This window comes from Streptomyces sp. GESEQ-35 (genome assembly GCF_017948485.1).
Lineage (GTDB): Bacteria > Actinomycetota > Actinomycetes > Streptomycetales > Streptomycetaceae > Streptomyces.
Window position 1 is genome coordinate 140,213 of sequence record NZ_JAFFSX010000024.1, and the last position, 13,885, is coordinate 154,097.

Annotated in this window: 8 protein-coding genes; 4 read left to right on the forward strand and 4 right to left on the reverse strand. The window is 70.9% G+C overall.

The window, feature by feature from the left end; translation table 11 throughout:
* Positions 1-13: 13 nt before the first annotated feature.
* On the reverse strand, positions 14-835 hold the full coding sequence (locus KCH87_RS35845) for a putative hydro-lyase (protein ID WP_210592026.1): 822 nt from the start codon (positions 833-835) through the stop codon (positions 14-16).
* A complete protein-coding gene (locus KCH87_RS35850; RefSeq protein WP_210592027.1) occupies positions 832-2,133 on the reverse strand; it encodes an MFS transporter in 1,302 nt (433 codons plus the stop codon). Before KCH87_RS35850 ends, KCH87_RS35845 begins: the two co-directional genes overlap by 4 nt.
* A gap of 176 nt (positions 2,134-2,309) precedes the next feature.
* Between KCH87_RS35850 and KCH87_RS35855 the strand changes: the two genes are divergently transcribed.
* The 4 genes from KCH87_RS35855 to KCH87_RS35870 all read left to right on the forward strand — a co-directional run bounded on the left by KCH87_RS35855 (position 2,310) and on the right by KCH87_RS35870 (position 10,619).
* On the forward strand, positions 2,310-3,005 hold the full coding sequence (locus KCH87_RS35855) for a GntR family transcriptional regulator (RefSeq protein WP_210592028.1): 696 nt from the start codon (positions 2,310-2,312) through the stop codon (positions 3,003-3,005).
* Positions 3,006-3,163: 158 nt separating this feature from the next.
* A complete protein-coding gene (locus KCH87_RS35860) occupies positions 3,164-4,690 on the forward strand; it encodes a hypothetical protein (RefSeq protein ID WP_210592068.1) in 1,527 nt (508 codons plus the stop codon).
* A gap of 106 nt (positions 4,691-4,796) precedes the next feature.
* Positions 4,797-5,678: a hypothetical protein gene (locus KCH87_RS35865; RefSeq protein WP_210592029.1), complete on the forward strand. Its 882-nt coding sequence runs from the start codon at positions 4,797-4,799 to the stop codon at positions 5,676-5,678.
* Positions 5,679-5,714: 36 nt separating this feature from the next.
* Positions 5,715-10,619, forward strand: coding sequence for a hypothetical protein (locus tag KCH87_RS35870; protein WP_210592030.1), 4,905 nt, complete (start codon positions 5,715-5,717; stop codon positions 10,617-10,619).
* Between the two features lie 64 nt (positions 10,620-10,683).
* Here the strand turns inward: KCH87_RS35870 and KCH87_RS35875 are convergent, their stop codons facing one another.
* On the reverse strand, positions 10,684-12,234 hold the full coding sequence (locus tag KCH87_RS35875) for a GMC family oxidoreductase (RefSeq protein WP_210592031.1): 1,551 nt from the start codon (positions 12,232-12,234) through the stop codon (positions 10,684-10,686).
* A 37-nt stretch (positions 12,235-12,271) separates the two neighbouring features.
* On the reverse strand, positions 12,272-13,828 hold the full coding sequence (locus tag KCH87_RS35880) for an APC family permease (protein ID WP_210592032.1): 1,557 nt from the start codon (positions 13,826-13,828) through the stop codon (positions 12,272-12,274).
* Positions 13,829-13,885: the final 57 nt, after the last annotated feature.

Consider the following 13,885-nt stretch of genomic DNA (forward strand, 5'->3'; position numbering starts at 1 on the left):
CTCTTGCCACCGCTCATGCCACGCGGAACTGCGCGTCGCGGGCGTCGGTGAGGAACATCTGCCCCGGTGCGTGGGTGATGGCGAACGGCGGGCGCGACGCCATCACCGCGGCCTGCGGGGTCACCCCGCAGGCCCAGAACACCGGGATGTCGTCCGGTCCGGCAGTCACCGGGTCGCCGAAGTCGGGGCGGTCGAGGTCGTGGATGCCGAGCCCCGACGGATCGCCGCAGTGTACGGGGCTGCCGTGCACCGCCGGGAGCAGGCTGCTCTCCCGGATCGCCGCCGAGAGGTGCTCCGGCGGCACCGGACGCATGGACACCACCAGCGGACCGCGCAGCCGCCCCGCCGGACGGCACTGACGGCTGGTCACGTACATCGGGACGTTGCGGCCCTGTTCGAGGTGGCGGATCGGGACCCCCGCCTCGGCGAGCGCCCACTCGAAGGTGAAGCTGCACCCGATCAGGAACGACACCAGGTCGTCCCGCCAGCGCCCGCGCACATCCGTCGGCTCGTCCACCAACTCGCCGTTCTCCCACACCCGGTAGCGCGGCAGATCGGTGCGCAGATCCGCGCCGTCCGCGAGAACCGTCGTGAAGGAACCGGCGTCCGTGACGTCGAGTACGGGGCACGCCTTTTCGTTGCGCTGGCAGAACAGCAGCATGTCGTACGCCCAGTCCGCGGGCACCGAGATCAGGTTGGCCTGCGTGTGCCCCGCGGCGACTCCTGCGGTGGCGCCCGTCAGGCCCGCGCGGAAGCGGTAGCGGGCGTTCCCCGGGCTCCACGCGTGCGCGTGCTCGTCGACGAGGGTCAGGGGGCGGTCTTCGGTGCGGTTCACTCCAGCTCCTTCCCGCGCGTCTCGGGAAGCCCGAGGAGCGCCAGTGCGGCAAGCGCGTATCCGATCGCCCCGAAGACGAGTGCTCCGCCCACACCCCAGCTGTCGGCCAGGAAGCCCACGGTCGTGGGGAAGACGGCGCCCACGGCGCGACCGGCGTTGTAGGTGAAGCCCTGTCCGGCGCCACGCACCGCCGTCGGGTACAGCTCGCTCAGGTAGGAACCGAAGCCGCTGAAGATCGCCGACATACAGAACCCGAGGGGGAAACCGAGCACCAGGAGCAGGGTGTTGGAGCCGCTGGGGATGTTCCCGTACGCCACGATGCAGACGGCCGACAGCAGTGCGAAGAGCCAGATGTTGCGCCGGCGGCCGAGCCGGTCGGTGAGGTAACCGCCGGTCAGATAGCCGAGGAAGGCGCCGGAGATCAGGAAGGTCAGATAGCCGCCGGTGTTGACGACCGACAGTCCGCGATCGCTCTTCAGGTACGTCGGCACCCAGGTGGCCAGCGTGTAGTAGCCGCCCTGGACACCGGTGGAGAGCAGTCCGGCGAAGATCGTGGTGCGCAGGAGACCGGGCTTGAAGATCGCCTTGAAGGAGCCCTTCCCCGCGCTCTTCTGCCGCGCGGCTATCGCCTCGGGCGCGTCCTGCACCCGGCGCCGCATCCAGACGACGAGCAGCGCGGGCAGTGCGCCGGTCCAGAACATCACGCGCCAGGCCAGGTCGTCGTCCATGACCGAGAACACCAGCGTGTACATGATCGCGGCCAGCGCCCAGCCGACGGCCCATGAGCTCTGGATGGCGCCGAGCGTACGGCCCCGGTGCTTCGCGCTGGCGTACTCGGCGACCAGGATCGCGCCGACCGCCCACTCGCCGCCGAAGCCGAGGCCCTGAAGGGCACGGAAGACCAGCAGGGACTCGAAGTTGGGGGCGAAGCCGCAGGCGACGGTGAAGACCGCGTAGGTGATCACCGTGATCATCAGCGCCCTGACCCGGCCGAACCGGTCGGCCATCACCCCGGCCAGGGCGCCGCCGATGCCGGACGCCAACAGCGTCACGGTGGTGAACAGGCCGGTCTGACCGCTGTTCAGGCCGAAGTACGCGGCCAGCGCGACCATGCTCAGCGGCAGCGTGAAGTAGTCGTAGGAGTCGAGGGCATAGCCGCCGAACGCGCCGGCGAAGGCGCGGCGACCGCGCGGACCCAGGGCGCGCAGCCAGCCCAACGCGCCGTCGTCGGCGGTGCGTTCATCCGCGGCCGGATGTGCGTCGGTGGTCACTGCCTGCGGTGGAGGGGTCGTGCTCATGGGCACCTCGCAGAGGGAGGACGGAGGGTGCGTAGGACTGAGCCGGGCCGTGCGGAAGCCGTGCGGCGCCGTCGTGAGCGGGACGGCGGCGCCGTTCGTAGCAACGTAGAGGATCGTTCAACGATCCTTCAATACCCCTGTTGTTTCGTTCTTGTATCTGCGATTGAATTCCGGGCATGGCAGAGCAGCTGTCGGGACTGGCCGACGACCGCGCCCTCCTGGGTCGCACCAGCACCGCCGAACGGGTCTCGGACATCCTCAGGAGCCGCATCGCCGAGGGCTATTTCCCGCCCGGGGCCCGGCTCTCGGAGGACAGCATCGGCGGCGCCCTCGGCGTCTCCCGCAACACGCTGCGCGAGGCGTTCCGGCTGCTCACCCATGAACGGCTGCTCGTCCACGAGTTGAACCGGGGCGTCTTCGTCCGGGTGCTGACCGTCGAGGACGTCGAGGACATCTACCGCACCCGCGGCCTCGTCGAGTGCGCCGTCGTCCGCGGTCTCGGCGAGCCGCCGTACGCGCTGGACGGGCTCGCGGAGGCCGTCGCCGAGGGGCAGCGGGCCACGCGCGAAGGTGACTGGAAAGAGTTGGGTACGGCCAACATCCACTTCCACCGGGAGCTGGTCTCGCTCGCCGGCAGCGAACGCACCGACGAGCTGATGCGCAGCGTCTTCGCCGAGTTGCGGCTGGCCTTCCACGTCGTGGACGACCCGCGGCGCCTTCACGAGCCCTATCTGGCGCGCAACCGGCAGATCCTCCAGGCGCTACAGGCCGGCGACGGGGTCGAGGCCGAGAAGCTGCTTGCGGTGTATCTGGATGACTCGCTCAGGCGCGTTGTGGACACGTATCGGCGGCGGGTGACGAGCGCCCCGTAAGGGGCGCGGGGCTGTGACATATGCGACTCCGCCGCGTGGGCGCGACCAGCCACGGGCGGCCCGCGGCCGAAGCGCGAGCTGCTGTCACCCGGCTCACCCCGCGGGGGCGATCCGCGTCGTTTGGGTCGTTGTCAGACCGAGGATCTAGTCTGTGCACCGTGACTTCGCCTGCATCGACGGACCGTGTTCCGCCCCAGTTCACCGCGGGGCCGCGCCCTGCACTGGGTCCGGCCGCCGACGAGGGACTGGCGCGGCGGCTGCGCGCGCTCGCCTGCACCGCGCCGCTGCACGACCTCGACGCCCGCAAGGCCAACCTCGCGGGCGAGTACTCGGTGTACGGCATGGCGGAGGTGGCCCTCTCCTCCATCGACCTGGTCACGCTGAACATGGACTTCGACACGGGCGCCGACCACGACCAGATAGTGGCCCGGCTCATCCCGCGCATCGCCGCCCAGGCCCCGCAGCGGCCCGTCGTCGAGCATGAGCGGGTGGCCCGCTGGGTGCTGGAGAACCTGATCAACGTCGGCAGCGTCGACCGCGGCTTCCGTGCCGTTTACGGCACTTTCGCCCCGGACGGCACGTATGTGCGCCGGGACTACGACTTCAAGCTGATCGAGGAGGTCCCGGGACCCGGCGGGAGCGTGTATCTCCGTACGACGGACGAAGCGGTCAATGTACTGGTGGGTGCCCTCGACACCGACGTCACCAGCGCTCAGATCGCCGCCGAGGTCAAGCTGGAGGTCCTGATCAACCGGGGGCGGCTCGCGGATGCGCAGCTCGCGGCCGAGCAGGCCCGGTATCGGACGGTGCAGTACTCCGAGACACTGCGGCGGGCGCTGGATGCCACCCGGCGCAATGTGCGCGCCGTGGACTGGCTCAGCGCCGTGCCGGACATGATCGCCGAGGCGCTCGACCATGTCGCCGACCGGTATCGACACGAGAACGCGATCCTCACGAACATCCGCAAGGCACGGGACGAGTCCGAGGACCCCGAGCATAAGCGGCGGGCCGCCGAATTGGTCGACATCGTGAAGGACTGCATCCGGCGGCATACGCAGTTGCAGTCGCGGCTGCTGGAGGCCGGGCCGCTGTTCCGGGCCGAGCAGGACCGGCAGGCCTTTGCCACGCCGATGACGTCGTCAGGGATCGATCTGTACGGGCATCTTGTCGCGCCGGTGCTGCCGTTGGCGGTGGAGCGGGCGGTTCGGGTGACGGACGCGTTCTTCTCACGGGGCACCGGGCTGCGTACCCCGGTGACCGTTCGGCTGGGCGATCTCGTGGACATTCTGCTGACTCCGCCGGTGGAGCGGGAGCATCTCGGCGCGGAGATGCCTGAGCCGGATCTCATTGCCACGCCGGATGACAGTCGGTTCAGCGAGGGGCAGTTGGCTGCGGCGATGGAGTTGCTCGATCTTCCTGCGGATGCGCCTCGGCGGCTGTCGGGGCTGCTTGTCGAGGCTCGGCGCCGGGATGCTGCGCTGCCGTATCTCGTGGCGTTGTTGGCGGTTCATGCGGCCAGCCCGCCTGTGGGCACGGCCTATCGGCAGGGTGAGGAGAAGTTGCTGTTCGCCGTGGACGACGGGACCGAGCTGGATGATCCCGAGTTCGGTGGGGCCGATCTGATTGTGGGGACGGCATTGCTCGATGCGGTGGGGATGGCGGCGGATCGGACGGAGGCGGCTTGATGTCTTTTGCCGACTGCGGGTCGTGTGTGGCTGGTCGCGCAGTTCCCCGCGCCCCTAAAAGCCTTGTCCTGCCCCCTGTTTGCCAGATGCCCGAGGAGTTTCGACCGTGACCGAGCACGTCGACTGGAGTGAACCGGAGGTTGTCGCCTCCGCACCGGTGACCGCTGCCGTCACCCCCGCCGATGCCGCCGACGCTGCTCGGCTCGTTTCCTTTGGGCTGCAGCCCAAACTGCAACCCGCGCGGGATCAGGAGTACGCCGAGCTGCTGCGCCGGTACCGCGAGGACCCGCCCTTCGCCCGGCTCGCCGACGCCGTTGCCACCGGGCTCGGGCTGATCGTGCTGGAGGTGTCCCCGCGCGCCGGGATGGCTGTCACCGCTGCCGAGGACTCGGTGTTCGCCGTGCGGATGGGGGACTACGCGCGTCGGACGTCCGCCGACTCCGGGGACCGGTTCCTGCACGGGCTCGCTCATCTCGCCGTTGCCGCCATGGCGTTTCCGCGGCCCGAGGACCTGGCCGATGACGGGTACATCGGGCGGATCACGGTCAACGGCGTGGATGCCTTCGTGCGGCAGGCGTGCCGGCGGTTGGAGGAGCGTGCCGACGAACAGGGTGAGAACACCGATCCGGCCACGGATGCGCCCGGGCTCGAGGCCGCCTGGCGGATCTGGGTGCGACGCAGTGCGACGGGCGCCACCAAGGACGCGCGGAGACTGGCCGGTTCGACGACCGGCATCATCGGTAAGGCCGTCGCCTTCCTGACCGACTCCGGGTTTCTCCAGCGCACCGGCGACGACAACGGCGGTACGTACCGGACGACGGCCCGCTATCAGCTCCAGGTGCGCGACATGGCGGGCAGCGCCGCCATGGCCGAGCTGCTGGAACTGGGCGTCGTCCCGGTCACCGACGGGACGCCGTCGCTGCTGCCCGCCGAGGAGTCCGACGATCTGGAGCTGGTGGCCGACGCCGGGCTGCCGTTCCACTCCTGACCGCATCGACTGCCTTCACGACTACGAGAGTCCGCCATGTACGAGCTGTCCCGGGTCCGCCTCTACTCCATCGGTCCGGCCGGTGCGCGCTACGCCGACACCGTGCTTGACCTGCGGGGTGTCGGCGAGCCCGTGCCCGATCCCGCGCCCACGCAGGCGGAGTTCTTCGAGGAGGAGCCCCTCGGCCCGCCGCGCCGTCCCGCGCCCGCCGGCGTGCTCTTCCTGGAGAACGGCGGCGGTAAGTCCGTTCTGCTGAAGCTGATCTTCTCCGTGATGCTGCCGGGTCACCGCAACACGCTGGGTGGCGCCAGCTCGGGTGTGCTGCGCAAGTTCCTGCTCGCCGACGACTGCGGGCATGTGGCGCTGGAGTGGCAGCATGTGCTGACGGGCGAGTGCGTCGTCGTCGGCAAGGTGAGTGAGTGGCGCGGGCGGCAGGTCTCGAACGATCCGCGGAAGTTCGCCGAGGCCTGGTACTCGTTCCGGCCCGGACCCGGGCTGAGCCTGGACAATCTGCCGGTCGCCGAGTCCACCGCCGTACGGCCGCCCGTGGAGGGCGCGTCCGGTGCTCAGGGGCGGCGGCGCACCATGAAGGGCTTCCGGGACGCGCTCACCGAGGCCGGCAAGGCGTATCCACATCTGGAGGTGCACTGGGAGGAGATCCACGACCGGTGGATCGAGCACCTCGGCGACCTCGGCCTCGACCCCGAACTCTTCCGCTACCAGCGGGAGATGAACGCCGACGAGGGCGAGGCGGCCGGCCTCTTCGCGGTCAAGAAGGACTCCGACTTCACCGACCTGCTGCTGCGCGCGGTGACCGACACGCGGGACACCGACGGTCTCGCCGATCTGGTCGGCGGCTTCGGCAACAAGCTGGGGCGGCGTGCCGAGCTGATCGCCGAACGGGACTTCACCGCCGGGTCGGTCGATCTGCTGGGGCGGATCGTCGAGGCCGCCGAGGCACGGGCACGCGCGCGTGACATCCATGCCGGTGCCGAGCGCCGGACCCGGACGCTGGCCCGGCGGCTGTCGGCGCGCGGCGCCCAGGAACGCGTGCGTGCCGCGGACCTCGCCCAGCGGGTCACCGGCGCCGCGCACGCCGTCACACAGGCCGAGGGCGCGCGGCAGCGCAGCGCGCTGATCGCCGCCGAACTCGCCTACCGGCACGCCTCGTTGGCGCTCGCCGGCACCGAGAAGTCGGCCGCCGCGCAGAAGCGGGAGCTCGCCGACGCGCGCACCCTGCACGCCGCCTGGCAGACCGCCGAGACCGTGTTGCGCCACCGCGCCGCCGCCGACCGGGTCGCGCGCGTCGCCTCCGCCATCCAGGAGGCCGAGCGGGACGCGGCCCCGGCGCTGGCCGCCCGCGCCAAGGCCGCCGTCGACCTCGTCCGGGCCCTGCACTCGGCCGCGGACAGCGCCGAAGCCCTGGCCAACGAAGGGGAGGAGCGGTCCGCCGCGCTCCAGGAGGTCAGCGAGACCGCCCACCGGGACTCCACCTCCGCCGCCACGGAGGCCCAGCGTGCCCGCAGCGAGGTCGGGCACCTGCGGCAGCGTCTGTCCGAGGTCGAGCAGGAGACCGCTGAAGCGGTGCGGGCGGGCTGGCTCGACGACAGCGCGCCCGACGCCGATCCCGCACGCGCCGCGCTCGCCGCCAGCGACGCCGAGAAGACGGCCGTCGCCGCCTGGGACACGGCGCGCGAGGCGTCCCACAGGGCCACCGAGCATGCCCGGGAAGCAGCTTCGACCGAGTCCCGCGCGGAGCTCACGGCAGCCCGCGCGGCGGACGCGGCGACGGCTGCGGAACGCTCGTACGAGGCGGAGCGCCGCCTCGCCGAGGGGCTCGCGGGGGAGGAGCGGCTGGCAGAGCTGCTGAGCCTGACCGGCGGTTCTGGGGCGGGGTCTCTCGTGCCGGGGCCCCGGACGGGTGCGGATGGCGCGGCCGGGCGCGAGCGCTCCGACTCGGCCGGACCAGGAGGGCCGGCACGGGCCGGGAGCGGCGCGTCCGGCAGCGGCGGTGCCGAGGCAGGCGTCAACGGGGCTTCCCAGGCCGCGAGCAGTGCCTCCGGCCGGGGTGCCGGGGCGGATACCGGCGGGGTGTCCCGCGTCGGGAGCGACGCGGCTGCCGACGCCGGCGGTGGCGTGCCTGCCGGGTCCGTGCGCTCGGCCGACGGCGATGCAGCCGACCCGCGGCGCGGCCTCCCGGCGACCCCGCGCCCCCTCGCCGAAGGCCTCCTCACCCCGGAGGAACTCGACCGCAGCGCCGACGACCTCCGCCGGCTCCTCGACGACACCGTTTCGTCCGCCGAGCGGCAGCTGTTCGAGCTGCGGACCGCTGCCGCCGACGACTCCCGGATCCTGGGCGCGCTCGGCGACGGAGGGCTGCTGCCGCCCGGTCCGGATGTACTGGCCACCGTCGCGTTCCTCGGCGAGCACGGCATCCCGGCGCTGCCAGGATGGCGGTATCTCGCGCAGGCCGTCGATCCCACCGATCACGCGCGCGTGCTGGCCGCCCGGCCGGAGCTGGTCGACGGAGTGATCATCACCGACCCCGCCACGCACGCGCGTGCCCGGGAGGCGCTCAACGAGGCCGCGCTGCTGCCCCGGTCCGCCGTCGCGGTCGGTACGGCGGCCGCCCTGCTGGCCCCGACCCCGGCTCCCGACGCGAGCAGCGGCGACGTGTTCCTCGTACCGCCGAACCCCGCCATGCACGACGAGCACGCCGCCGACGAGGAACGGCAGGCGCTGCGGGCGCGGGCGACCGAGCGGGACGAGGAGATCCGGACCCTGGCGGCACGGCTCGGCAAGGACCGGGAGCTGGCCGCGCGGCTCGCGTCCTGGCGTACCGGCTGTCCGGCCGGGCGACTGGTCGAGCTGGCGGAAGCGGCCAGGGAGACGCGCGCGTTCGCCGAGGAGGCCGAGGCCGAGCTGGCCGAGGCGCGCACCGTCCGGGCGGAGGCCGACGAAGCCGCCGCCGAGGCCACGCAGGTACGGGACGAGCGACAGGAGGTCGCCCAGCGCGCCCGCCGCTCCGCCGACGCCCTCGCCGGGCTCGCCTTCCGGCTGCGTGAACGGTCCGGCTGGCAGGTCAAGCTGCGCGAACTCGCGGACGAGGCAACCGAGTCGGAGGCCCGCGCCCAGACGTGCCTGGAGCGCGCCCGCGCCGCCGACGAGGACCGGCGAGGCGCCCAGCGCGCCGCCGACGACGCCCGTCGCACGGCCCGTGCGCTGCGCGCCGAGCGCGCCGAGATCGCGGGCGCCCCCGACGACGTACCGGAAGCCGGCACGGATGCTTCGACGTCGTCCCTTCCCGCCCTCCGCGAGGCCTATCGTGCCGCTTCCCAGGTGTACGAGAAGGTCGGCGTCGGCGCCGATCTGCGGGCCGAGCAGGCCCGCGCGGAGGGCGACGAGAGCGCGGCGCGGACCGAACTCGACCGGCTGAGCAACAAGGTCCGCACGCGCGCGGCGCAGTTGCTCGAGTCCCCGGACGGTTCCGACGGGCCCTCCCGGCAGGCCGCCGCCGCCCGTGCCGAGGAGCTGGTGCAGCTCCTGGAGACCCGGATGTCGAGCGCGAGCGAACAACTCGGGCGGCTGCGCGGAGAGGCCGAGCGGCACGCACCCGAAGACGGCGAGGCGCACACCGAGCTGCCCGAGGAACTGGTGCCGCGGGACGCCGAGCACGCGCAGGCCCTGCTGCGGACCGCGACAGCCGAACTCGCCTCCCGCACCGAGGCGTTGAGCCAGGCCAGGGAGGCGCATACCGAACTCCTCGACGCCCACCGGGCCGCCGAGGACGCGGCCGGTGGCTTCGACGAGATCGCCACCATGCTCCGCGACCTGCTGCGCGAGCACGCCACGGACGAGGAGCAGGAAGAGCAGGAACCGTATCCCGGTGGCCTGGACGAGGCCCGCCACTCCGCCGCCGAGGCGCGGCGCTCCCTGCGCGGCTGCGCCGCCGATCTGTCCGCCGCCGAGTCCGCCGTACGAGAGGCGAGCGATGTGCTCGTACGGCATGCCAACTCCACGCGGTACGAGCAGGTCCGGACGCCGGCGCGGCAGCAGATCCGGGAACTGCCCGCCTCCGCGCTGCCCGAGCACGCGCAGAAGTGGGCGGACGCGTTCGCGCCCCGACTGCGGGTCCTCACCGATGAGTTGGTGCAGCTGGAGCGGAACCGGGACTCGATCGTGGACCGGCTGCGCGGGCTGGTCGAGTCGGCGCTGGCGACGCTGCGATCCGCCCAGCGGCTGTCCCGGCTGCCCGAGGGGCTCGGCGAGTGGTCCGGGCAGGAGTTCCTCCGGATCCGCTTCGAGGAACCCGACCAGGCCACGCTCACCGAGCGGCTCGGCGAGGTCGTCGACGAGGCGACGCGGGCCGCGGTGAAGAAGAACTCCGATCTGCGCCGGGACGGGATGTCCCTGCTGCTGCGGGGAGTCGCGGCGGCGCTGGAGCCGAAGGGTGTGGCCGTCGAGATCCTCAAGCCGGACGCGGTGCTCCGTGCGGAGCGGGTGCCGGTGGGGCAGATGGGCGACGTGTTCTCGGGCGGTCAGCTGCTCACTGCCGCCATCGCGCTGTACTGCACGATGGCGGCGCTGCGGAGCAACGACCGGGGACGTGACAAGCACCGGCACGCCGGCACGTTGTTCCTCGACAACCCCATCGGGCGCGCCAACGCCACGTATCTGCTGGAGCTTCAGCGGGCCGTGTCGGATGCGCTGGGTGTCCAACTCCTGTACACGACCGGTCTGTTCGACACGACTGCGCTGGCGGAGTTTCCACTGGTCATCCGGCTGCGCAACGATGCGGATCTACGGGCGGGGCTCAAGTACATCAGCGTGGAGGAACACCTCCGGCCGGGGTTGCCGCCGCAGCCGCAGGCGGGGGAAGCGGTGCACAGCGAAATTACGGCTACGAGGATGTTCAAGCGCCCGGCTGCGACTGCCTCCTGAGGAGCGTGGGGGACTGCGGGCCCGTCGTGGCTGGTCGCGCAGTTCCCCGCGCCCCTGGGGAGCTTTAGGCGTCCTCTCTCAGCAAGTCGGCGCACTTCTCGCCGATCGCCATCGTCGTGATGCACGGATTGACGCTCACCAGATCCGGCATCACCGAACCGTCCGCCACCCGCAGCCCCGCCACTCCCTTGACCCGTAGCCGTGCGTCGAGTGGGGCCGAGGGGTCGTCGTCCGCGCCCATCTTCACCGTGCAGGACGGGTGGTAGACGGTGTTGTGGGTCTTGTGGATGTAGTCGAGGAGTTCGTCGTCGGTCCGGACGTCCGGGCCGGGGGCCAGCTCCGCACCTGCCCAGCCGCTCAACGCGGGCTGCGAGGCGATCTTTCGGGCCAGCCTCAGCCCGTACGTCATCACCCGCGCATCGTGCTCATGCGTGAAGTACCGCGGATCCACCTTCGGCTTGTCCCGGTAGTCGCGGGTCCGCAGCCGCACCGTGCCACGCGACTTCGCGCGCGTCACGTTCGGTGTGAGGCAGAACGCGTTCTCCGACGTCGGATAGCCCCACCGTGCGGTGTTCATGTCGAACGGGACGGACCCGTAGTGGAACATCAGGTCCGGCCGGTCCAGGCCCGGTTCGGTGTCGTAGAAGATGCCCGCTTCCCACCACTGGCTGGACGTGGTGGTCATGGGCTGCTTGGCGTCCCACATGATGACGCCCTCGGGGTGGTCCTGGAGGTTCTCGCCGACGCCCGCCGAGTCGACCACCACGTCGATGCCGAACTCGCGCAGGTGCGTGGCCGGTCCGATGCCCGACAGCATCAGCAGCTTGGGTGAGTCGATGGCGCCGCAGGAGAGGATGACCTCGCGCCGGGCCCGTACCGTCCGGGTGTGGATGAGGTCCGGGTCGAGATACTCGGCGCCCACGCAGCGCCGGCCTTCCAGCTCCAGCTTCTTGGCCCGCACCCCCGTCCGCACCTCCAGGTTCGGCCGCTTGCCCAGGACCGGGTGCAGGTAGGCCACCGACGACGACTGACGGATGTTGTTCTCGTCGGAGTTGATCTGGAACCAGTTGGCGCCCCGGATCACCGTCCTGCCGGTGTTGAAACCCGTGGTGGGAATGCCTGCCTGCGCGCATGCCTCCAACAGCGCCGTGCCGCACGGGTCCTCGCTCTTCAGCGTGCGGAGTTTCACCGGACCCGTGCGGCCGTGGTGCTCCCCGGGAGCATCGTTGTTCTCCAGCCGCTGGTAGAGCGGGAAGAGGTCGGCGGCGCTCCAGCCCGTACAGCCTGCCGCGGCCCAGTCGTCGAGGTCCTCGGCCGGGGCCCAGAAGGCGATACAGGAGTTGTGCGAGGAGCAGCCGCCGAGCACCTTCGCTCTGGCGTGCCGCATGAAGCTGTTGCCGCTGGTCTGGGGTTCGACGGGGTAGTCCCAGTCGTAGCCGGACTCCAGCAGGCCCATCCAGCGTTCCAGCTTCAGGACGTCGTCGTCGCCGACATCGCTGGGCCCTGCTTCCAGGACACAGACGGTGACGGACGGGTCTTCCGACAGCCGGGCCGCCACCGCATTGCCCGCGGTGCCGCCGCCGACCACGACGTAGTCGAACTCATCGATGCTCATGGGGAGTTGACCTCCTTGACAGCCTACTTGCGGAATTTCAGTCGGCCGCCGGGGCGGCGAAGGGCCCGGTTGCCGGTTCGGAGCCCAGCTGGTGTTCGGAGAGCACGCCCGTCCTGTGCCGCTGGATGAACCAGTAGTAGGCGAAGCCGCCGCCCATGATCACGCCGACGAACAGCAGGGCGCCCCACTGGAGGTACCAGTGGAAGGGGGCGGTCGCGTTGTAGACGGCGGCCCGCGGCCAGATCAGGTTGATGGTCATGCCCAGGCCCCACAGCACGGCCAGGATGTTGACGAGCAGCCCCCAGCGGCCGAGCGAGAACTTGCCGTCGCCCGCGGGCTGCCACTTGCCGCGCAGCCGCGCCACCAGCAACGGCACGGTGACGCCCAGGTAAGCGAGGTAGATCATGATGATGCCGATGCTGGTGACGACCGTGAAGATCTGTGGCTGGCGGATGTTCACGACCAGGATCGCCAGCGCCAGGATGCCGATGATCACGGCCGGGAGCACGGGCGTCTTGAAGCGCGGGCTGACCTTCGCCAGCTTCGAGGACGCGGGCAGGTTGTTGTCCCGGGCCATGGCGAATGCCAGCCGGATCGCCGCCGTCTGCACGGCCAGCGCACACACGGTTACCGCGATCATCACGCACCACAGCATCGCCTTGCCGGCCGTTGAGCCGAGCACGTCGAGGACGATGTACTGAAGACCGTCGGTGGACAGTTGCTCGCCCTTCAGGCTGGACACGCTCATGAGTGCGAGCAGCAGGATCAGACCGCCCAGGATGAAGGAGGCGACGATCGCCCGGATGATCGCGCGGGGCGCGTTCCGGGACGGGTCCACGGACTCCTCACCCAGCGAGGCGGCCGTGTCGAAGCCGTACATGACGTACGCCGAGGCCAGCGAGGCCACCAGGAACGCGCCCAGATAGCCGGCGCCGTACCCCGCTCCGGTGCCGTTGGTCTCCGTGACGACCTGCGGGCCGCGCGTGATGTGCGCGGCGAACAGGATGATCAGTACGACGGTGGCGATCAGCTCGATGAACACGCCCGCCGAGTTGATCGTGGCCATCAGCTTGACGCCGAAGGCGTTCACAAGGGTCGTGAACAGGATCAACACCGCGGCCAGGATGACCGCGTTGGTCGCCACGTCGTACTTGCCGGTTCCGTCGCCGACGATCTGGAACACGTCGGAGATCTGCGGCAGCGTCAGCTGATAGGCGAGCGCCACGGCCGAGATCGACACGATCGACGCGATCAGCATCGTCCAGCCGGCCAGCCAGCCCAGGTGCGGATTGCCTATCTTCTTCGACCAGTTGTAGACGGAGCCCGCGACCGGATAGCGGGCGGCCAGCTCGGCGAAACAGAGGGCGACCATGAACTGGCCGACGAAGACCATCGGCCACGACCACCAGTAGGCGGGGCCGCCGCTGCCGTATCCGAAGTAGAAGAGCTGGAAGGTGCCGGTGAGGATGGAGATGTAGCTGATGCCGGCGGCGAAGGTGTGGAAGTTGCCGAGGGTGCGCTTGAGTTCGGGTTTGTATCCGAATTCGGCCAGTTCGGCGTCGTCGTGCGCGCCCGGCTGTTGAGTTGTGGTCATGAGCGGACTCCTGGTGGGCAGTGGAACGGGGAGAGCGGCTCCTGCGGGTGCCTGGAT

Bases quoted from the DNA above. Each gene is read 5' to 3' on its own strand.
- KCH87_RS35850 (WP_210592027.1), bottom strand. From the start codon at position 2,133: ATGAGCACGACCCCTCCACCGCAGGCAGTGACCACCGACGCACATCCG.
- KCH87_RS35870 (WP_210592030.1), top strand. From the start codon at position 5,715: ATGTACGAGCTGTCCCGGGTCCGCCTCTACTCCATCGGTCCGGCCGGT.
- KCH87_RS35875 (WP_210592031.1), bottom strand. From the start codon at position 12,234: ATGAGCATCGATGAGTTCGACTACGTCGTGGTCGGCGGCGGCACCGCG.
- KCH87_RS35855 (WP_210592028.1), top strand. From the start codon at position 2,310: ATGGCAGAGCAGCTGTCGGGACTGGCCGACGACCGCGCCCTCCTGGGT.
- KCH87_RS35880 (WP_210592032.1), bottom strand. From the start codon at position 13,828: ATGACCACAACTCAACAGCCGGGCGCGCACGACGACGCCGAACTGGCC.